The sequence below is a fragment of the Paeniroseomonas aquatica genome, assembly GCF_030409335.1.
In the GTDB taxonomy this organism is placed as follows: domain Bacteria; phylum Pseudomonadota; class Alphaproteobacteria; order Acetobacterales; family Acetobacteraceae; genus Belnapia; species Belnapia aquatica.
Window position 1 is genome coordinate 1 of sequence record NZ_JAUFPN010000198.1, and the last position, 18,182, is coordinate 18,182.

An 18,182-nucleotide genomic window follows, 5' to 3' on the forward strand; every position below is an offset into this window, starting at 1 on the left:
CGGCCGCCCGCCCGCCTGGCCACCCGCCAGGCCGCCCGCACCGCCCCGCGTCCCCGGGCCGCCCCGGTCCGGGCACCGGCCGCCACCCGCCCGACCGCCGCCGCAGCTGCGGCCGGTCCCGCGGAAGGCGGCGACGATGTCCGCCCCGCGGTCGCCCAGGCGCTCGGCAACGCCGCCCGGGCCAGCGGCGCCGACCCCGCCCTGCTGCTCGCCATGGCCTGGAAGGAGAGCCGGCTGGACCCGACCGCCCGCAACCCGCTCTCCTCCGCCCGCGGCCTGATGCAGTTCACCCGCGGCACCTGGCTGGAGGTGGTCCGCGACTTCGGGCCCCGGCACGGGCTGGCCTACCAAGCGGCGCTGCTCTCCACCGACCCCCGCACCGGCGCCATCTCCACCCGCCGGCCGCGGCAGCTGAACGAGATCCTGCGGCTGCGCGACAACCCCCGGCATTCCGCCGTCATGGCCGCCGAGCGGCTGGGCCGCGAGCGGCCGGCCCTGGCGCAGGCCCTGGGGCGGGCGCCGACGGCGGCGGACCTCTACATGGTGCACCTGCTCGGCCCGGCCGGCGCCCAGCGCTTCCTGGCCGAGTTGGCGCTGACGCCGGCGCGGCCGGTGACCGAGGCGGTGGGGGCGGACAGCCTGCAGCGCAACCGCGGGCTGTTCCTGGCGCGGGACACCGGCCGGCCGCTCGGCCTGGCCCAGGTCTACCAGTCGATCGAGCAGCTCGTGGCGGAGCAGCGGAGCGCGCGGCCGGCCCTGCTGGCGAGCCTCGCCCGGCAGGCCACCGGCGCGCCGGGCCAGGCGGGCGGCACCATCGAGGTCGCCGACGCCCGCTGACCGGAACGGGGCCCGGCCTCAGCCGAGGAAGGGCTCCAGCGCGGCGAGGAAGCCGGCCGGGTTCTCCGCATGCAGCCAGTGGCCGGCCCCGGCCACGGTGGCGAAGCGGAGGTCGGGGAAGAGCGCCTCGAAGCCCGGCGTCGAGGCCGGGCGGACATAGCCGGAGCGTTCCCCGGCCAGGACCAGCACCGGCCCGGCATAGCGCCCGGGCAGCTCGGGGAAGCCCTCGATCCCCGGCATGGCGGCGGCGATCTCGGCCAGGCCCAGGCGCCAGTCCGGCGGGCTCTCCTGCAGGCGGAGGTTCTGCAGCAGGAAGGCGCGGATGCCCGGCTCGGGGATGGTCTCGGCCAGGGCGGCATCGGCGTCCCGCCGGGTGAGGCCGGGCCGGAGGGTGATGGCCTGCATCGCCTCGACATAGGCGCGCAGCGCCGGCGGATACCGGATCGGGGCGATGTCGGCGACGACCAGCCGGCTGACCAGCTGCGGCTCCTGCAGGGCCAGCACCATGGCGACCTTGCCGCCCATGGAATGGCCGAGCACGGCGGCGGGGGCGGCGGTGACCCCGGCCATGGTCTCGGCCACGTCGGCGGCCATGGCGGGGTAGTCCATCGCCGCGGCGCGCGGCGAGGCGCCGTGGTTGCGGAGGTCGATGGCCAGCACCCGGTGGCGGGTGGCCAGCTGGCGCTGGATGCCGCCCCAGTTCTGCCCCGAGCCGAACAGCCCGTGCAGCAGCACGACCGGTGGCCCCTCCCCGGCTTCGACCACGTTGAGACGCATGGGGGTAATCCTTGCTCCGAGGGTTGCGGATGGCGGTCCGGTGCGGCGACCGAGGCCGCCGGCGGCGCGGATGGTCGCGGCATGCCGGGGCGAAGGCAAATCCCGCGGGACCAGATGCGCGGTGCCCGGCAGATCTCCGGATGGACCAAGACAACAACGCAATAAATCAACCAAAAGTTGCGTTTTTTCGAATGCCGGTGCGGCAGATGCCACGCCAAGTCTGTCAACCAGATCATCGCATCGACTATATTATTGGACCTTTTCTCACATGCGGGGGAGTTTATTGCGGTTTACTTCGACTCCCTGAAATAGCAGCCGCTAGCGTCTTGCCGCCGGCCAGTCCCGGCCGTGGAGGAGCGCAGACATGGCGGATCAGGAAAGAATCATCGGCGTCGCCCAATCGGCATGGCTTGCCCTGGTCGACGACGGCATCACGCTGTCCCAGGCCGGCGTCGGGCCCGCCCAGCCCTTCCGGCTCGACGCCAGTACCCCGCCTGTGGCCCGGCTGAACTTCACCATCACCTACGACCTGGATGCAATCGTCGATCCCCAGGCGGCGCATGGCATCCTCGGCGTCCAGTTCCTCGACCTGGACGGGCCGGGCGAGAGTGATACGGACACCGGCGGGCTGCGGGGCCCGATCAGCATCACCATCCGGAACGACACCGACGTGCCGCTCGGCCTGCCGGGTCCGGCCAGCGACACCGCGCTGATCTTCCTCGCCGACAACCAGAGCGACGCGGTCAACTACCTGCAGGACCCGAACCCGGCCAACCAGATCACGGTCCACGCCCTCTACGCCCATTTCCATGGCGTGCCCGACAGCGCGGGACCGCTGACCCTGGAGCAGCGGTCGCTCACCTCCCCCACCCCCGGCACGCCCGGGGCGCCCTCGACGCTCGGGCTGCACGGGCAGATCGCCCCCCACAGCAGCGTCACCTTCGATATCGCCACCCTGCACGAGCGGGATCAGCAGGGCATCGACGACAGCTTCGTCCTGACCGTCTACCCGACCACCGACTTCATCACCGCCGCCGACTTCGCCACGCTCGAAGCCCAGTGGCACGCGCTGAACGACCCGCCGCCCGGCCCTGGCCCCGCCCCGGCAGCCACCGACTGGGATGCGCTCGGGGCGCGGGTGGAGCAGTATTTCGCCGATACCGGCGCCTGGGGCAGCCTCGACGACTGGCTGACCCCGCCACCGCCGGCGCCCGATGGCGGCCCGATGGACTACCTCATCGCCTGACGCCGAGCGGGGCGTCCCGGCCAGGGCGGCGCCGCGGCGCCTATGGCAGCCCTGGCCGGGACAGCGGCTGGCCACGGCCTCCCCCTTCCGCCTAGCCTTGCGCGGCGGCACGGAGACCGCCGTCGGAGGATGCGCCAGATGAAGATCACGCTGCACCACCTCAACCTCTGCTCGGGGAACGTCCCGGGCATGGAGGATTTCTACAGCGCCGTGCTGGAGCTGCGTCCCGAGCCGTCGCTGGCCGGTGCCCGCGTCACCACCGAGGGCTATGCCGCGCCGGTCGCCTTCCTCTCGGACGGGCAGACCCAGCTGCATCTGGCGGAGACGGACCTGAAGGTCGGCTTCCGCACCGGGCAGGTCGTCAACCCGCTGGAGCGCGGCCACATCGCCTTCCGCACCGACGACATCGCCGCCTTCAAGCGGCGGCTCGAGGAGAGGGGCATCCCCTATTCCGACTATGGCCAATGGGCGATGGGCGGCTGGCACCAGATCTTTTTCCACGACCCCGCCGGCAACGTCATCGAGGTCCACCAGGACATGAACGGCTAGCGCCGCCAGCAAACCCTACCCGCGCGCCGCCAGCACGACCCTACCCGCGTGCCGCCAGCACGACGCTGGCGGCGATCAGCCCGCCCCCGGCCAGCACGTCCCAGCCCAGCGGCTCGCCGAGCCAGAGGTTGGAGATGAGCACGCCCAGCGCCGGCACCACCAGGAAGCCGACCGAGGCGAGGATGCCGGACAGCCGCCGCCCGGCCTCGATGGTGGCCCAGGTGCCGATCGGCGCGGCGACGGCGCCGACGAAGATCGCATAGGGCCAGGCGCCGCCGCCGATGCCGCCCAGCGGCTCCCGCCACAGCGCCAGCGGCAGCAGCAGCAGCGTCGCCACCCCGAAGCACCAGGGCAGCAGCTCCAGCACCGGCCGGCGCGGCGGCAGGCGGCGGGTCACCAGGATGGCGAGGCTCCAGAACAGCGAGGCGCCGAGCAGCATCAGGTAGCCCGGCAGCAGCGCCAGGAAGGGCACCGCCCCCGGCTCGGGCGAGACCAGCGTCCAGGGCTGCATCAGCACGCCGACGCCGGCGAGGCCGATGCCGACGGCGAGCCACTGGCCGCGCGAGACCCGCTCCCCCAGCACCAGCACCGACAGCGGGATCAGCCAGAAGACCGTGACGTTGGTGAGGATCGCCATCCGCCCGGCCGGGATCCAGGACAGCGCCACATGCGTCAGGGCGAAGAAGCCGCCCAATTGCAGCAGGCCGATCGCCAGGATGCAGGGCAGGTCGCCCCGCGCCGGCAGGCCGAGCCGGCGCAGCCCGGCCAGCAGCAGGGTGCAGACCGCCGTCGCCATGGCGCAGCGGTTGACGGCGAACCAGAGCGGCGTGGAGCTGGCCAGCGCCGCCTTGGTGATCGGCCAGATGCCGCCGAACAGGCAGACCGAGACCGCGAGGTAGCGCAGCCCCTGCCCCAGCGTCGCGGTCGGCGAGGCCGGCCGGGCGGTGGCGGACAAGCCCTCAGTCCGCGACCTGCAGCACGATCTTGCCGATGTGGGTGCTGCCTTCCATGAGCGCGTGGGCGGCCGCGGCCTCCTTCAGCGGGAAGACCTTGAAGATCGGCGGGGCGCAGCGGCCGGCGTCCAGCAGCGGCCAGACCTTCTCGCGCAGCGCCTTGGCCAGTTCCGCCTTCTGCGCGGTGGTGCGCGGGCGCATGGTGCTGCCCGTCACCGTCAGGCGCCGCGTCATGATCGGGCGGAGGTCGGCCTTGCCCACCTCGAAGCCGCCGAGGAAGGCGATGATGACCAGCCGCCCGTCCATGGCCAGGCACTTCAGGTTTCGGTTGAAGTAGTCGGCGCCGACCATGTCGAGCACGACATTGGCCAGCCTGCCCTCGGTGATGCGCTTCACCTCCGCGACGAAATCCTGGGCGCGGTAGTCGATCGCCGCATCCGCGCCGAGGTCGAGGCAGGCCTTGCACTTGTCGGCGCTGCCGGCGGTGGCGATGACCGTCGCGCCGAAGGCCTTGGCGAGCTGGATGGCGGTGACGCCGATGCCGGAGGTGCCGCCGTGGATCAGCACCGTCTCCCCGGCGGCGAGGCGGCCGTGGCCGAAGAGGTTGGCCCAGACGGTGAAGGCGGTCTCCGGCAGGGCGGCGGCGCGGATGGCGTCGTAGCCCTTGGGCCAGGGCAGGCACTGGCTGGCCGGCGCCGCGCAGTACTCGGCATAGGCCCCGCCGTTGGTCAGGGCGCAGACCTTGTCGCCGACCTTGTAGCCGGTGACCTCGGCGCCGACCGCGACCACCTCGCCGGCGGTCTCGAGGCCGATCAGCGGGCTGGCGCCGGGGGGCGGCGGGTACTCGCCCTTGCGCTGGGCGACGTCGGGGCGGTTCACCCCGGTCGCCTGGACGCGGATCAGCACCTCGTCCGGCTTCGGCGCCGGGGTCGGCACGGTGCCGGCGACCAGCACCTCGGGGCCGCCGCCGTCGCCGTGCAGCATGGCGGTCATGGTCTCAGGCAGCGTGGCCATGGGGTCTGCTCCTCCCGGAATGCGGCGGGGAGGTTTCCGCGCGGCGCGGCGCGGCGTCAAGCCGGCCCGGGATTCCGCCGCCGCGCATGGCCGCGGAATTTGCACGGGAGGCCGGCGTCGATTGGGGTTGCCAGCGGCCCGCCGCATGGGAAGAATCAGCCACCGCGCGCCCGCCGCGGAAGGATGCCCATGTCGAGGATCGCCCGTCGCCCGCTGCTTGGCGGCCTCGCCGCCCTGGTCGCACCGGCGCCGCCGCTGCGGGCCCAGGGTGGTGGTGCGGGTGCGGGTGCAAGCAGCGGCAGCGCCGCGGCCCCCGGCGCCGCCCCGGCGCCCGCCGCCGGCAGCGAGCTCCGGCTCGGCGCGCTCTTCCCCTTCTCCGGCAGCCTGGCGCTGCTGGGCGACGAGAGCTTCCGCGGCCTGGAGCTGGCGGTCGAGGAGCGCAACGCGGCCGGCGGGCTGCTCGGGCGGGCCATCCGTCTGGCCAAGGGCGATGCGGCCGGGCCGGAGCAGGCGATGGCCGAGCTGCGCCGGCTGCAGTCGGCCGAGCGGGTGGCCGCGGGCTTCGGCACCTTCGCCTCCCACCTCGGCTTCGCCGCCAGCCAGGCGGCCGAGATGCAGGGCCTGCCCTACTTCGAGCTGGGCGCCATCGCCGACCCCATCACCGAACGCGGCTTCCGCAACCTCTACCGGCTCTGCCCGCGGGCCAGCGACTTCGCCCGGGATTCGGTGGCGGTGATCCCGGAGCTGCTGGCCGGCGCCTGGTCCACCCCGGCCGCGGCGCTGCGGATCGCCGTCCTGCACGAGGACGGGCTCTATGGGCAGACGGTCAGCGGCCTGCAGGAATCCCAGCTGCGGGCGCGCGGGCTGACCCAGGTGGAACGCATCGGCTACTCGGCCCGGACCGTCGAGCTCTCCCCGGTGCTGGAGCGGCTGCGGGCGGTGCGGGCCGACGTGGTGCTGCACACCGGCTACCAGAACGACATCGTGCTGTTCTACCGCGGCATGAAGGAGGCCGGCTGGCGGCCGCGCATGGTGATCGGCAGCGGCGCCGGCTACAGCCTGACCGATACCGCGCGCTCGGTCGGCCCGGAGTTCGAGGGCACGCTCGACGTCGACTTCCCGCAATTCGCGGTGGCCGAGGCGGTGGCGCCGGGCGTCGCGGCCTTCGTCGAGCTGTACAAGAAGCGCTACGGCAGCGACCCGCGCTCCGGTCATTCCCTGGCCAATTACGTCGGCGCCCGGCTGGTGCTGGAGGCGCTGCAGCGGGCCGGCGGGCTCGAGCGGGACAAGGTGCGGGCGGCGCTGCTGGCGACCGACGTGGCGGAAGGGACGACCGCCACCGGCTGGGGCGCCCGCTTCGACGAGAAGGGCCAGAACCTGCGGGCGCGGCCCTGCCTGGCGCAGTGGCAGGGCGGCCGGCTGGTGACGGTCGGGCCGGCCGAGGCGGCGGTGGCGCCGCTGCGGGCGGTGATGGGCGGGACCGGCTAGCGCGGTTTCCGTTCGCACTGGCTCACGGAGCCCGCTCTAGCTTTTTGTTCTGGCAAGCAAATATCTCCGGCCTGATGATTCCATCAGATCGGAGTTTGCTCTAACGCCGGCTCCGGCCGGAGGAACCGGCTCGTGGAACGACCCGCCGGCGCGGGCCCGCCTCAGGCCGCCAGGGCCTTCTGCGCCATGGCCAGGGCGCCGTCCCGCGACTTCGCCGCGCCGACGAAGCGGCGCAGGTGGACGAAGACCGCGTCGGCGATGCCGGATTTCGCCGCCAGGGCCTCGGCCTCCAGCCCGGCCCAGTCCTCCGGCAGCGGCAGGCGCTGGGCGAAGGAGCCGGGCTCGGGCGGCATGGTGTCCAGCATCCAGTTCCCGTTCGAGGCCGGGGAGACCGTGAACAGCACCGGCAGCCCATGGGCGAAGACCACGTTCTTCCAGGGCATGCCGCGGTCGAGCACCAGCAGCCGCGGATCCGCCCCGGCGCGGTGCGCCGCCAGCACATGCGCCTCGGCCGCCAGCCGCGCCCGCAGCGCGTCGACCCGGCGGCGCAGCACGCCGAGCAGCATCGCCGTCGCCTCCTGGAAGGCGGCGTCGCCGGCGCCGGGGCCCTGGCCGGAGGGGTCGTCCCAGCTCGGGTTGAACTCGCCGACCAGGCTGGCCAGGCCCAGCGTGTCGCGCTGCAGCGGCCCGTCGGCGGCGACGCCGTTGTCGATCTCGTCGATCCGCCGCACCAGGTTGTCGTCGAGCTCGGCGGCGATGGCGGCGGCGAAGCCGGCGGCCTCGGGCGGCAGCAGGGCGGCGACCGCGCGCTCGCCGTACACCTGCCAGACCAGCCCGGCCGAGGAGAAGGGCGTCGCGTCGGGCCGCAGCGGGGCGCCGCGCTGGTGGTGGTCGAAGCGGCCGGCGGCGGCGTCGAAGACGAAGCCGACATCCCAGACGATGCCGGCGCCGGCGAGCTGGTCCGCCCGGCGGGTGCGCAGCAGCATGTGGTCCCGGCCGGCCTCGCCGAGGCCGAGCGCCAGCCGCAGCACGGCATAGGCGAAGACCTCGTCGCAGTGGAACTTGCCGCTATGGGTCGCGAGGATGGGCAGCGGCTGGTCGGGGGTCATGGGGCGGATCCGTCGTGATGCGGGTGGGGTGGCGCCGTGCCTACAGGGCGCGGCCGGCGGCGTCGATGGCTGGAGGGCCGGGCCCGATCTGCTAGGCTGCCGGCCAACCCGCAAGGACCACCCCACCATGACCCGCTTGCCCCTGCGCCTCGCCGCGGCCGCCCTCGGCCTGCTGGCGCTGCCCGCGCTCGCCCGGACGGCCCATGCCCAGGCCCCGGCCTTCCCCGACCGCCCGGTCCGGCTGGTGGTGCCCTATACCGCCGGCGGCGCCACCGATGTCGGCGCCCGGGTGCTGGCCGAGGCCCTGGCCCGGGTGCTGCCGCAGCCGGTGCTGGTGGAGAACCGGGTCGGCGGCGCCGGCATGGTGGCGGCGGAATTCGTCATCCGCGCCCCGGCCGACGGCCATACCATCCTGTTCAACAACACCAGCCATGCGGTGCTGCGGGCGGTGGTGCCGAATGCCAGCGTCGACCCGATCCGCCAGCTCTCGCCGGTCGCCATCCTGTCGGAGATGCCGATGGTGATGCTGGTCTCGAACGGCTTCCCCGCGGCAGACGGCCGCGGCTTCATCGCCGAGGTCCGCGCCCATCCCGGCAAGTACGACTTCGGCAGCACCGGCGGCGGCGGCACGCTCGGGATGGCGGCGCTGCTGTTCCAGCGGACCACCGGCCTGTCGATGAACGAGATCCCCTACCGCGGCGGGGCGCCGGCGACGCTCGACCTCGCCGCCGGCCGCATCGGCCTGGTCTTCGACATCGCCCTGACCGGGCTGCAGACCGCCCGCGGCGGCCAGGCCCGCGCCTTCGCCGTCACCGGCCCGGCCCGCAGCCCGGCGGCGCCGGAGGTGCCGACCTGGCGGGAGATCGGGGTCGAGGCCGAGATGGTGGTCTGGCAGGCGATCTTCGTCGCCGCCACGACGCCGGCGCCGCTGCAGGTGGCGCTGCATGCGGCGGTCGCCCGGGTGCAGCAGGACGAGGCGCTGCGGCGGAAATGGACCGAGCTCGGCGTCGACCGGGTGCTGGCGCTGCCGCCGGCCGAGGCCGCGGCCTATGTCCAGCGCGACGTCGAGCGCTGGGAAGGGCTGATGGCCAGCGCGCCGAAGCCCTGAGCCCGGGCCGCCGGCTCAGCCGGCGAAGCGGATGCGGCAGAGGGTGCCGGCGGCGGGGCGGCGGCTTTCCATCTCGAAGCTGCCGCCAAGCTGGGCGGCCAGCGCCTTGACGATCCGCAGCCCCAGGCTGCGGGTCCGCGCCAGGTCGAAATCGGGCGCCAGCCCGTGGCCGTCGTCGGCGATGGTCAGGCCGATCCGCCCCGCCGCCTCCCGCCGCAGCGCCACCGCGATGGTGCCGGGCGCGGCGGCGCCCCCGGCGGCGGTCCCGGCGGTGGTCCCGGCTTGGGGGAAGCCATGCTCCAGCGCATTGGCGATCAGCTCGGCGACGATGAGGGCGAGCGGCACGCTCTGGTCCGGGTTCAGCGCCAGCGGCTCGGCGTCGACGGTGCAGCGCACCGCGCCGGCCGCGTCCATCGAGCCCAGCACGTCGTCGCAGAGTTCGCGCAGGAAGGCGCCGAAATCCACCAGCTGGCCCCGCGGGTCGTGCAGCTTGCGGTGCAGCCGGCCGATGAGGCCGAGCCGCGCCGCCGCCTCCTCGATCACTCGCCGCGCCTGGGCGTCCTGCACCGTCGCCTTCTGCAGGGTCATCAGCGCGCCGACCACCTGCAGGTTGTTGGCGACCCGGTGCTGCAATTCGTGGAACATCATGGCGCTGGTCGCGGCGAGCGACTGGCTGCGCTCGCGCTCCTGGCGGAGCTGGTCGAGCGCCAGGGTCATGCCGTGGATGATGGCGATGTCGACCGTGACGATGCCGGCGTAGAAGCCGAGCGCCAGCAGGTCGGCCGCCTGCGGCGTGCCGGCGGCGGCGCTCGGCAGCAGCAGCAGCCAGGCCGCCAGGCCGCAGCCGGCGGCCACCGCCACCGCCGGCCAGAGCCCGCCGAGGAAGGCGGTGAGGATCACCGCGGGGAAGAAGGTCAGGAAGGGGAAGCCGGGCGGCAGCGCCGGCTCGAGGGCCAGCCGCGCCGCCACCGCCACCGCCAGGCAGGCCAGGGCGATGGTCCAGCGCTGCGCCGCCGGGCGCCGCGCCGCCCCGAGGCGGGCGACCAGGGCGACCAGGGTCATGGCGGGGCGGCCGGGGAGAGGTGATGGCGCGTGATCGGGGCCTTTCGTGGCAGGTCCGGCCCGGCGGGGCCGGCGCGATCCGGCACCCTAGCGCGGTTCGGCGGCGGAGCCATCCCGGCCCGGCCGCGGGCCGATCAATCGGCGCTGATGCCGGCCTCCCGCACCAGGGTCGCCATGGAAGCCCGCTCCCGGCGGAGGAAGTCGGCGAATTCGGCCGGGCCGCTGCCGAGGCCGATGGCGCCGAGCGCGGCCAGCCGCTGCACCACCAGCGGCTCGGCCAGGGCGGCGCGGCAGGCGGCCTGCACCCGCTCGACGATCGCCGGCGGCAGGCCGGCCGGGCCATAGACCCCGTTCCACTCGTTCTGGTCGTAGCCGGGGAAGCCCTGCTCGGCGACCGTCGGCACCTCCGGCAGGCCGGGGATCCGCTGGGCGGAGGAGGCGGCCAGCGCGCGCACCCGGCCGTCCTGCGCCAGCGCCGCGGCGGAGGCGACGGTGGCGAAGCCGAAGTCGACGTCCCCCGCCAGCACCGCGGCCAGCGCCGGGCCGCCGCCGCGATAGGGCACGTGGCTCAGCTCCACCTTGGCCCTGCTGGCCAGCAGCGCCGCGGCGATGTGGTTCGAGACGGCGTTGCCGGAGGAGCTGTAGGTCACCTGGCCCGGCGCCGCCCGCGCCCTGTCCAGCAGCTGCGCCAGGCTGCGGAAGGGGCTGTCCGGGCGGACGACGGCGATCAGCGGATAGAGGGTGACCCGGCTGATCGGGGTGAAGCCGCGCTCGTAGTCGAAGCCGAGGTTGCGGAAGATGAAGGGGGCGACCGCCTGGTTGGCCGCGTCGACCAGCAGGGTGGTGCCGTCCGGCGCGGCGCGGGCCACCTCGGCGGCGCCGATGGTGCCGCCGGCGCCGGCCCGGTTCTCCACCACCGCGGGCTGGCCGAGGACGGCGCCGAAGGTCGGGGCGAAGAGCCGCGCCGTGGTATCCGCCCCGCCGCCGGGGGAGAAGGGCACCACCAGCCGGACCTGCCGCGGCGGCACCCATTGCGCCGCGGCGGGGCGGGCAAGCAGGCCGGCGCCGAGAGCCAGGGCGGCGCGCCGCCCGAATTGATCGTCCATGCGCCGCTCCCCGTCCCGGCCGGCAGGATGCCGGGGGCCGGGGCCGCGGGCAACCGCGGAGGCCGGTCAGCCGCCGAAGCGGCGGTCCAGCATGTCCGCCAGCATGGCGTTGAAGCCCGCCGCCGCCTCGTAGGCCACCCAGTGGCCGGCGCCGGGGATGACGCCGGTCCAGGCCTCCGGCTGCACCGCATGCAGGGCGGCGAAGCGGGAGGGGATCTCCGGCCAGGCGATGGCGTCGCGCTCCCCGTAGAGCAGCGCCACCGGCGCGCGGCTGCGGGCGATGGCGTCCTTCAGGCTGGTGCTGCTGGCGAAGCCGCGGCTGCGGAAGCGGGCGGCCTGGCTGTTCGCCTCCTGGATCGCCAGGGCCAGCGGGTCGATCCGCGCCGGGTCGGCGAACATCAGGCTGGCGAGGTTGTGCCGGTGCGCCGCGATCCGCGCTTCGCCGGTCTCGGAGCGGACCTTGACCAGCGGGGTGATCTGCCGCGGCAGGCCCAGCGCCCCGGCGCCGACCAGGGTCACGCTGCGCAGCGCCGGCCCGGCCTCGGCGGCGATGTGGCCCGAGAGCAGCGCGCCGAAGGAGAAGCCGCAGAGGTGGTAGGGCGTCCCCGCGCCGAGCACCCGGTCGAGGCCGGCGCGGACCACGGCGGCGACCGGCGCCGGGGTCTCGGCCGGCGGCGGCATGGCGCTGTCGCCGAGGCCGGGCAGGTCCGGGCAGACGACCATCCGGCCCCGGGCCAGCGCCGCGACGTTGCGCGCCCAGTGCCGCCAGGAGCCGGAGCCGCCGTGCAGCAGCACCAGCGGGATGCCGCCGCCGCCGCCCCACACCCGCCAGGCCATCTCGCCCGCGCCGCAGGGAGTACGAAGATGCCGGGCGGCGCCGTCCAGCCGCGCCAGCGCCGCATCGGGCGCGCCGTCCATCCCCTCCGGCACCCGCTCCGGGCCCCGGCTCATCTCGTCAGGCATCGCGTCCATCGTCCCATCCGCATCGGCGCCCGAGGATCGGCCGGGGCGGCCGGGCTGGCAACCCGGGCCGCTACCGCTCGCGGTTGGTGAAGCGGGCATTGCCCAGGCCGGTGCCGATGGTCAGCACCCCCCAGCGGGAGACGTCGCCCATCCAGGGCACCTGGCTCAGCCCCTGCACCACCGCGTCGTTGTGCACGACGATGATGGTGGCATGGCCGCCGATCTCCGGCAGCGCCTCCAGCAGCCGCCCCGGCAGGTTGAAGCGGCTGCTCTCCCAATTGCCCGGCAGGTTCTGGCCGCCCTTGGCGATGCTGCCGTCCGGCTCGATCTGCCCGGGGCAGCCGACGCCGATGAAGGGCGCGACGGCCAGCCCGCGCTTCTCCGCCTTGCGCAGCAGGTCGGCCAGCATCTCGCAGAGCCGGTCGATCGCCTCCTCGCGCTTCGGCTTGTCGTCGCGGTGGTGCCAGATCTCGGTCTCCCAGAGGCAGGCGGCGGAGAGGTCCGGCGCCTTCTTCAGGTGCGGCCGCACCAGCCCGACCCGGATGTTCGAGCCGCCGATGTCGACCGCGAGCAGCGCGTCATGGCCGAGGAAGATCCAGGGCGGCGCGAGCTGCACCGCGCCGATCAGCCCGGCCTCGTCCGGGTCATGGCGGATCGGCAGCAGCTCGGTGGCGATGTCCTCGCCCCGCAGCAGCATGCCGGCGCGGCCGATCGCCAGCTCGCCGACCCGGCTGCCGCGCATGCCGCCGCCGATGACGATGCGCTCGGTCTCCTGCCAGCCCTTGGTCTTCAGCAGGCGCTTGATGACGGTGGCGAGGCCTTGGGCGAATTCCTCGACCACCCCATGCACCAGCCCGGCGATCTCGGCGTCGCCCTGGGCCAGCAGCTTGTCGAGCTGGCGGCGGCTGATCTCGGCGGTCGGGGTGGTGCCGAAGGGGTCGTCGTCAACCTTCTTCAGGGTCTTCCGCCAGGTATCGAGGATCTCGCGGAAGGCGCCGCTGCTGGCCTGGTCGCCGAGGAAGCCCTCCGGCGTCCGCAGCTCCGCGTTCAGCGCGTCGAGCGTCACCGCGGGCAGCGCCTTCGCGCCATGCGCGGGGAAGCCGGGGGGGTTGGGCCGTTCGACCTGAACCGTCATGGGCACTGCTGTTCCGGATGGGAGCGAGGCCAACGCGCGGTGCGCGGCATTGTTTCGGCCGGGGCCGCCAGCCGGGCCGCTAGCCGGGTCAGGCCGCGGGGTAGCGGATCGCCACCACCTCGAGGCTCTCCGTCCCCTGCGGCATCCGCACCCGCACCAGGTCGCCGACGCCCGCCCCGAGCAGGGCGCGGGCCACTGGCGAGACCCAGGAGATCCGCCCGGCGCCGCTGTCGGCCTCATCCACGCCGACGATGGTGACGGTCACCTCCCGGTCGTCCTCCCGCGCATAGGTCACCGTCGCGCCGAAGAAGATCGCGTGGCGCCGGGTCTGCCGGGCGGGGTCGACCACCTGCACCCGTTCGAGCCGCTTCCGGAGGAAGCGGACCCGGCGGTCGATCTCGCGCAGCCGGCGCTTGCCGTACTGGTAGTCGGCATTCTCCGAGCGGTCGCCGAGCCCGGCCGCCCAGGCGACCAGCTCGACCACCTTCGGCCGCTCCTCGGACCAGAGCCGGCGCAGCTCGGCCAGCAGCGCCGCATGGCCGGCCGGGGTCATGTAGAAGGGGGTGCCGGACGGCAGGCCGGGCGGGCCGGCCTCCTCGTCGTCGTCATCCTCGGCACGGCTCATTCGATGGTGATGGCGGCATCCGCCACCAGCCGGCCGAGCCTCTCCCGCTGCGCCACAAGGTAGCTCGCCGCCTCCTCCGGCGGGCTGCCGACCGCGGTGGCGCCGATCGCGGCGAAGCGGTCCCGCACGGCGGGCTGGGCCAGCGCGTGGCGCACCGCCGCATGCAGCCGCGCCAGCACCGCCGCCGGGGTCCCGGCCGGGGCGGCGAGCAGGTTCCACTCATCCAGCACCACCGCGGGATAGCCGGCCTCGGCCATGGTCGGCACCGCCGGCAGCGCGGCGACCCGCTGCTCCGAGGCGACGGCCAGCGCCTTCAGCCCCCCGTCGCGGATCAGCTGGGTCGCCGAATTCACCGTGGCGAAGGCGAAGACCACGGTGCCGGAGATCAGGTCCGGCAGCACCGCGGAGCCGCCGCGATAGGGGACGTGGCCGATGTCGAGCCCGGTTTCCCGCAGGAACAGGGTGGCCCCGAGATGCGACCCGCCGGCATTGCCGGAGGAGCCGAAGGCCAGCCGCCCCGGCCGCGCCCGCGCCCAGTCGACGAACTCCGCCAGGGTCGCGACCGGCAGCGCCGGCGGCACCACGAAGATCTGCGGCAGCACCGTCAGCAGGCTGACCGGGGCGAAGGCGGTCGCGTAGTCGAAGCGCAGGCCGTGCAGCAGCTGCGGATTCACCGCATGGTTCAGCGCATCGATCAGCAGGGTATGGCCATCCGCCGGGCTGTCCGCCACCGCCCCGGCGCCGAGCGAGCCGGCGGCGCCGGGGCGGTTCTCGACCAGCACGGTCTGGCCAAGGAAGGCGCCCATGGCCGGGGCCAGGACCCGCGCGGTGGTATCGGTGCCGCCGCCCGGGGTGAAGGGGGCGATGATGCGCACCGGCCGGCCGGGGGCGGGCTGGGCCCGGGCCGGGCGCGCGGCGAGGCCGGCCGGCGCGGCAAGCGCGGCCCGGCGGGTGATGGCTGGCATGGCGGTCTCCTCGGGGGGAGGCTGCGGGCGGCCCCGGTTGCGGTCAAGCCGCGCCGGCGGATGGGCGCCGGCCTTAGTCCGAGCGTTCCTTGGCGGTCTCGGGGACCCAGACCGCCTGCTGCCGGCGCACGGCGGAGACCAGCTGGTCCTCCGGCACCTCCCAGCCACGGTTGGGCTGCAGCGCGCCGAGCACCGGCACGACCTGCGACTTCACCCAGCGGGCCAACGCCTCCTCCCGCGCCTGGAACGCGGCGAGGGCGGCCAGGACCACTGCATTGCCCGATTCATAGGCGCCGGAGGCCACCAGATCGTCGATGTAGCGCGCCTGGTCCGGCGGCAGGGCGACGCTTCGCTTTACGGCTTGCGGCACGGCACGGTTCTCCCCACCGGGGAGGCTAGGCCCAAAGATTCGGGGTGGCCATGCATTTATCCCGCCCCGGAGGCGATCGGGCGCAATCCGCTGGACAGCGGCAATGGTGCAGTGCACCATATTGGCAAACTGCCGACCGGCCAATCAAGGATACGCCAATGACCGTGGTCGCCCCTCCCCCGGGCCGCGAGCTCCTTGCCCGCGGCGCCGAAACCATGTCCCGCGTGATCGACCAGGCCCGCACCCTCGCGGATGTGGCCGGCCGCCAGGCCGCGGCGCTGGCCCCGGCCGCGCTGCCGCCGGCGCCGCCACCGCTCCCGGCCAGCCCGCGGGCGCTGCTGCAGGATGCGGCGGACTACGCGGTGGATGCGGCCCAGCGCGGCGTGCTCTTCCTCGACACCATGCGCCGGGCCGGCAACATCTTCGTCGAGCACGAGGCCGCGGGCTGCCCGCCGGTGCTGTTCTTCGACTGGGACATGGTGGTGGATGGCCGCACCCTGCCGCGGCCCTGCAACTACGCCCTGGTCCGCATCCGCCACCCCGAGGGCGCCGCGCCGCTCGACCCCAGGCTGCGGCCCTTCGTCATCATCGACCCGCGCGCCGGGCATGGCGCCGGCATCGGCGGCTTCAAATCCGATAGCCAGGTCGGCGTGGCGCTGCGCCGCGGCCACCCGGTCTATTTCGTCATCTTCTTCCGCGACCCGGAGCCGGGCCAGACCATCCTCGACATCACCCGGGCCGAGGGCATCTTCCTCGAGCGCATCCACGAGCTGCACCCGGAGGCGCCGAAGTCGGTCGTCATCGGCAACTGCCAGGGCGGCTGGGCGGTGATGATGCTCGGCGCCTCGCAGCCCGAGCTCACCGGCGCCATCGTGCTGAACGGCGCGCCGCTGTCCTACTGGGCGGGCGAGCGCGGGCGGAACCCGATGCGCTACCTCGGCGGCCTCGCCGGCGGCTCCTGGCCGGCGGCGCTGATGGCCGACCTCGGCAACGGCCGCTTCGACGGCGCCAGCCTGGTGCTGAACTTCGAGAGCCTGTCGCCGGCGAATACCTGGTTCAAGAAGTACTACAACCTCTTCGCCAGCGTGGACGCCGAGACCCCGCGCTTCCTCGAATTCGAGAAGTGGTGGGGCGGCTACTTCCTGATGAACCGCGAGGAGATCCGCTGGATCGTCGAGAACCTCTTCATCGGCGACCGCTTCGCCCGCGGCGAGATCAGCTCCGGCGCCGGCGCCACCTTCAACATGCGCTCGGTGCGCAGCCCGGTGATCGTCTTCGCCTCGGCCGGCGACAACATCACCCCGCCGGGCCAGGCGCTGCGCTGGATCGCCGACGTCTACCGCGACGAGCGGGAGATTAAGACCCTCGGCCAGACCATCGTCTACCTGATGCACGAGGACATCGGCCACCTCGGCATCTTCGTCTCCGGCGCCGTGGCGCTGAAGGAGCACACGGAAATCGCCGAGACCCTGCAGCTCATCGACAGCGTGGCGCCCGGCCTTTACGAGATGCTGATCACCACCGAGGGCGGCGCCAAGGAGTGGCAGGTCGAGCTCAAGGAGCGGACCATGGCCGATATCCGCGCCCGCTCCGGCGAGGCGAGGAACGAGGCCTTCCCCGCCGTCGCCCGGATCTCGGCGCTGAACCAGTCCATCTACGACCTCTTCATCGCCCCGGGGGTCCGCCAGATGGCGACCGAGCGGACCGCCGAGCTGCGCCGGCAGCTGCACCCGATGCGGCTGCGGCGGACCCTGCTGAGCGACCACAACCCCGCCATGGCCCCGGTCGCCGGCCTGGCCGAGGAGGTCCGCGCGCATCGCCGGCCCGTGGCGCCCGCCAACCCCTTCCTCGCCTGGGAACGGCTCTGGGCGGAGGGGGTGGAGCGGAGCTTCGACCTCTACCGCGACCTGCGCGACGGCTGGACCGAATACGCCTTCCACGCGGTCTATGGCGCGCTCGGCACCTGGGGCGTCGCCGGGGGGGACACGGCGGAGGAGGCGCCGCCCCTGGCCACCGAGGTGGAGGCGCCGGAGGTGCGGGCCGCCCTCGCCCGGGTCGCCGAGGGCGGCTACGCCGAGGCGGTGATCCGCATGATGATCCTGCTGGCCCGCGCCCGCGGCGGGGTGCGGCGGTCGCGGCTGGCCCGCTCCAACGCCCTGCTGACCACCGAGGCGCCCTTCGCGGCCATGACCCCGGCCGGGCGGCAGGCGCTGATCCGCGAGCAGACCGTCATCGCCAGCATGGCCCAGGACGAGGCGCTGGCCGCCCTGCCGAAGCTGCTGCCCCGGGTGGCGGAGCGGCGGCGGGCCATGGCGGCGGTCGAGGGGGTGGCCGGCCCCGAAGCCGAGCTGGGCGAGGCGGCGCAATCCATGCTGGCGCAACTCCGCGCGACGCTGGGCCTGAAGCCCGCCAGCCCGGTCCCGGTCGGCTACGAGGCGGCGGCCATGCCCGACTAGGCTTGGCCTTGCCGGAAACGATGGTATCCTCGAACGATCAAGCCGCGACGCCGGAGGCAGCCATGCACATCAGACCCCTCCGGCTCCTCTGGCCGGCTCTCGCCGTAGCGGCCTGGATCGGTGGCCTTCGGGCCGAGACGGCCTGCTTCTACGGCTACGAGGGCTTCGAGGAGAACGTGCGGCACGTGAACCTCGACCGCTGCCCCGGCAAGGAATTGGCGCCGGAGGAAGGCTTCTGCCGCATGGCGCTGCAGGGCGACGAGGCGCTGATCTACGAATTCCGCCACCTCGACGGCGCCCCCTGCCTGGTGCGCATCGACCGCTACGGCTTCAACGATTTCGTCGCGCGCTTCGGCGCGAATTACCCGAAGCCCTGACGCCGCGGCTCGCGCAGTCGCGAGCCCGCCTTCGGCTCCAGG

18 protein-coding genes are annotated in these 18,182 nt (G+C 74.2%); 7 read left to right on the forward strand and 11 right to left on the reverse strand.

The genetic code is table 11. From position 1 onward, the window contains the following. Positions 1 to 837 (forward strand): transglycosylase SLT domain-containing protein (locus tag QWZ14_RS26195; RefSeq protein ID WP_290319967.1); only part of this gene is annotated, 837 nt, incomplete at its 5' end. 18 nt (positions 838 to 855) lie between these two features. Here QWZ14_RS26195 and QWZ14_RS26200 read toward each other — a convergent pair. After that, positions 856 to 1,614, reverse strand: coding sequence for an alpha/beta fold hydrolase (locus tag QWZ14_RS26200; RefSeq protein WP_290319968.1), 759 nt, complete (start codon positions 1,612 to 1,614; stop codon positions 856 to 858). 364 nt (positions 1,615 to 1,978) lie between these two features. Between QWZ14_RS26200 and QWZ14_RS26205 the strand changes: the two genes are divergently transcribed. Continuing rightward, a complete protein-coding gene (locus QWZ14_RS26205; protein ID WP_290319969.1) occupies positions 1,979 to 2,860 on the forward strand; it encodes a hypothetical protein in 882 nt (293 codons plus the stop codon). Positions 2,861 to 2,998: 138 nt separating this feature from the next. After that, positions 2,999 to 3,409 carry a VOC family protein gene (locus QWZ14_RS26210; protein ID WP_290319970.1) on the forward strand — a complete coding sequence of 137 codons (411 nt, stop codon included), beginning with the start codon at positions 2,999 to 3,001 and terminating at the stop codon, positions 3,407 to 3,409. 40 nt (positions 3,410 to 3,449) lie between these two features. Here QWZ14_RS26210 and QWZ14_RS26215 read toward each other — a convergent pair whose 3' ends face one another. Then, complete coding sequence (locus tag QWZ14_RS26215) at positions 3,450 to 4,364, reverse strand: DMT family transporter (protein ID WP_290319971.1); 915 nt, start codon at positions 4,362 to 4,364, stop codon at positions 3,450 to 3,452. 4 nt (positions 4,365 to 4,368) lie between these two features. Continuing rightward, complete coding sequence (locus QWZ14_RS26220; RefSeq protein WP_290319972.1) at positions 4,369 to 5,376, reverse strand: NAD(P)H-quinone oxidoreductase; 1,008 nt, start codon at positions 5,374 to 5,376, stop codon at positions 4,369 to 4,371. 189 nt (positions 5,377 to 5,565) lie between these two features. Between QWZ14_RS26220 and QWZ14_RS26225 the strand changes: the two genes are divergently transcribed. Beyond that, a complete protein-coding gene (locus tag QWZ14_RS26225; RefSeq protein WP_290319973.1) occupies positions 5,566 to 6,864 on the forward strand; it encodes an ABC transporter substrate-binding protein in 1,299 nt (432 codons plus the stop codon). A 161-nt stretch (positions 6,865 to 7,025) separates the two neighbouring features. Here the strand turns inward: QWZ14_RS26225 and QWZ14_RS26230 are convergent, their stop codons facing one another. Then, the gene (locus QWZ14_RS26230; protein ID WP_290319974.1) at positions 7,026 to 7,973 is read right to left on the reverse strand and encodes an MYG1 family protein; all 948 of its coding nucleotides are present in this window, start codon (positions 7,971 to 7,973) and stop codon (positions 7,026 to 7,028) included. Positions 7,974 to 8,100: 127 nt separating this feature from the next. Here QWZ14_RS26230 and QWZ14_RS26235 point away from each other — a divergent pair, with 127 nt between their 5' ends. After that, positions 8,101 to 9,081 (forward strand): Bug family tripartite tricarboxylate transporter substrate binding protein, encoded by a 981-nt coding sequence (locus tag QWZ14_RS26235; protein WP_290319975.1) that lies wholly within the window; start codon positions 8,101 to 8,103, stop codon positions 9,079 to 9,081. Positions 9,082 to 9,096: 15 nt separating this feature from the next. Here the strand turns inward: QWZ14_RS26235 and QWZ14_RS26240 are convergent, their stop codons facing one another. From QWZ14_RS26240 to QWZ14_RS26270, 7 genes are all read right to left on the reverse strand, one after another. Further along, the gene (locus QWZ14_RS26240) at positions 9,097 to 10,143 is read right to left on the reverse strand and encodes a sensor histidine kinase (RefSeq protein ID WP_290319976.1); all 1,047 of its coding nucleotides are present in this window, start codon (positions 10,141 to 10,143) and stop codon (positions 9,097 to 9,099) included. A 134-nt stretch (positions 10,144 to 10,277) separates the two neighbouring features. Continuing rightward, the gene (locus tag QWZ14_RS26245) at positions 10,278 to 11,249 is read right to left on the reverse strand and encodes a Bug family tripartite tricarboxylate transporter substrate binding protein (protein ID WP_290319977.1); all 972 of its coding nucleotides are present in this window, start codon (positions 11,247 to 11,249) and stop codon (positions 10,278 to 10,280) included. A gap of 66 nt (positions 11,250 to 11,315) precedes the next feature. Beyond that, positions 11,316 to 12,221, reverse strand: a complete 906-nt coding sequence (locus QWZ14_RS26250) for an alpha/beta fold hydrolase (protein WP_290319978.1) — start codon at positions 12,219 to 12,221, stop codon at positions 11,316 to 11,318. 61 nt (positions 12,222 to 12,282) lie between these two features. Continuing rightward, a complete protein-coding gene (locus QWZ14_RS26255) occupies positions 12,283 to 13,347 on the reverse strand; it encodes a hypothetical protein (protein ID WP_290319979.1) in 1,065 nt (354 codons plus the stop codon). A gap of 88 nt (positions 13,348 to 13,435) precedes the next feature. Continuing rightward, entirely contained in the window at positions 13,436 to 13,972 is a 537-nt protein-coding gene (greB, locus tag QWZ14_RS26260) for a transcription elongation factor GreB (protein ID WP_290319980.1), read from the reverse strand. Beyond that, positions 13,969 to 14,937, reverse strand: a complete 969-nt coding sequence (locus tag QWZ14_RS26265; protein WP_290319981.1) for a Bug family tripartite tricarboxylate transporter substrate binding protein — start codon at positions 14,935 to 14,937, stop codon at positions 13,969 to 13,971. The genes greB and QWZ14_RS26265 overlap by 4 nt, the downstream gene beginning before the upstream one ends. 73 nt (positions 14,938 to 15,010) lie before the next feature. Beyond that, positions 15,011 to 15,307 (reverse strand): hypothetical protein, encoded by a 297-nt coding sequence (locus QWZ14_RS26270; RefSeq protein ID WP_290319982.1) that lies wholly within the window; start codon positions 15,305 to 15,307, stop codon positions 15,011 to 15,013. A 158-nt stretch (positions 15,308 to 15,465) separates the two neighbouring features. Between QWZ14_RS26270 and QWZ14_RS26275 the strand changes: the two genes are divergently transcribed. Further along, entirely contained in the window at positions 15,466 to 17,763 is a 2,298-nt protein-coding gene (locus tag QWZ14_RS26275) for a DUF3141 domain-containing protein (protein WP_290319983.1), read from the forward strand. A 62-nt stretch (positions 17,764 to 17,825) separates the two neighbouring features. Continuing rightward, complete coding sequence (locus QWZ14_RS26280) at positions 17,826 to 18,140, forward strand: hypothetical protein (protein WP_290319984.1); 315 nt, start codon at positions 17,826 to 17,828, stop codon at positions 18,138 to 18,140. Positions 18,141 to 18,182: the final 42 nt, after the last annotated feature.

Excerpts from the sequence above, each read along its gene's own strand:
- QWZ14_RS26200 (WP_290319968.1), bottom strand. The coding sequence starts at position 1,614 with ATGCGTCTCAACGTGGTCGAAGCCGGGGAGGGGCCACCGGTCGTGCTG.
- QWZ14_RS26205 (WP_290319969.1), top strand. The coding sequence starts at position 1,979 with ATGGCGGATCAGGAAAGAATCATCGGCGTCGCCCAATCGGCATGGCTT.
- QWZ14_RS26210 (WP_290319970.1), top strand. The coding sequence starts at position 2,999 with ATGAAGATCACGCTGCACCACCTCAACCTCTGCTCGGGGAACGTCCCG.
- QWZ14_RS26220 (WP_290319972.1), bottom strand. The coding sequence starts at position 5,376 with ATGGCCACGCTGCCTGAGACCATGACCGCCATGCTGCACGGCGACGGC.
- QWZ14_RS26225 (WP_290319973.1), top strand. The coding sequence starts at position 5,566 with ATGTCGAGGATCGCCCGTCGCCCGCTGCTTGGCGGCCTCGCCGCCCTG.
- QWZ14_RS26230 (WP_290319974.1), bottom strand. The coding sequence starts at position 7,973 with ATGACCCCCGACCAGCCGCTGCCCATCCTCGCGACCCATAGCGGCAAG.
- QWZ14_RS26235 (WP_290319975.1), top strand. The coding sequence starts at position 8,101 with ATGACCCGCTTGCCCCTGCGCCTCGCCGCGGCCGCCCTCGGCCTGCTG.
- QWZ14_RS26240 (WP_290319976.1), bottom strand. The coding sequence starts at position 10,143 with ATGACCCTGGTCGCCCTGGTCGCCCGCCTCGGGGCGGCGCGGCGCCCG.
- QWZ14_RS26245 (WP_290319977.1), bottom strand. The coding sequence starts at position 11,249 with ATGGACGATCAATTCGGGCGGCGCGCCGCCCTGGCTCTCGGCGCCGGC.
- QWZ14_RS26250 (WP_290319978.1), bottom strand. The coding sequence starts at position 12,221 with ATGGACGCGATGCCTGACGAGATGAGCCGGGGCCCGGAGCGGGTGCCG.
- QWZ14_RS26255 (WP_290319979.1), bottom strand. The coding sequence starts at position 13,347 with ATGACGGTTCAGGTCGAACGGCCCAACCCCCCCGGCTTCCCCGCGCAT.
- greB (WP_290319980.1), bottom strand. The coding sequence starts at position 13,972 with ATGAGCCGTGCCGAGGATGACGACGACGAGGAGGCCGGCCCGCCCGGC.
- QWZ14_RS26265 (WP_290319981.1), bottom strand. The coding sequence starts at position 14,937 with ATGCCAGCCATCACCCGCCGGGCCGCGCTTGCCGCGCCGGCCGGCCTC.
- QWZ14_RS26275 (WP_290319983.1), top strand. The coding sequence starts at position 15,466 with ATGACCGTGGTCGCCCCTCCCCCGGGCCGCGAGCTCCTTGCCCGCGGC.
- QWZ14_RS26280 (WP_290319984.1), top strand. The coding sequence starts at position 17,826 with ATGCACATCAGACCCCTCCGGCTCCTCTGGCCGGCTCTCGCCGTAGCG.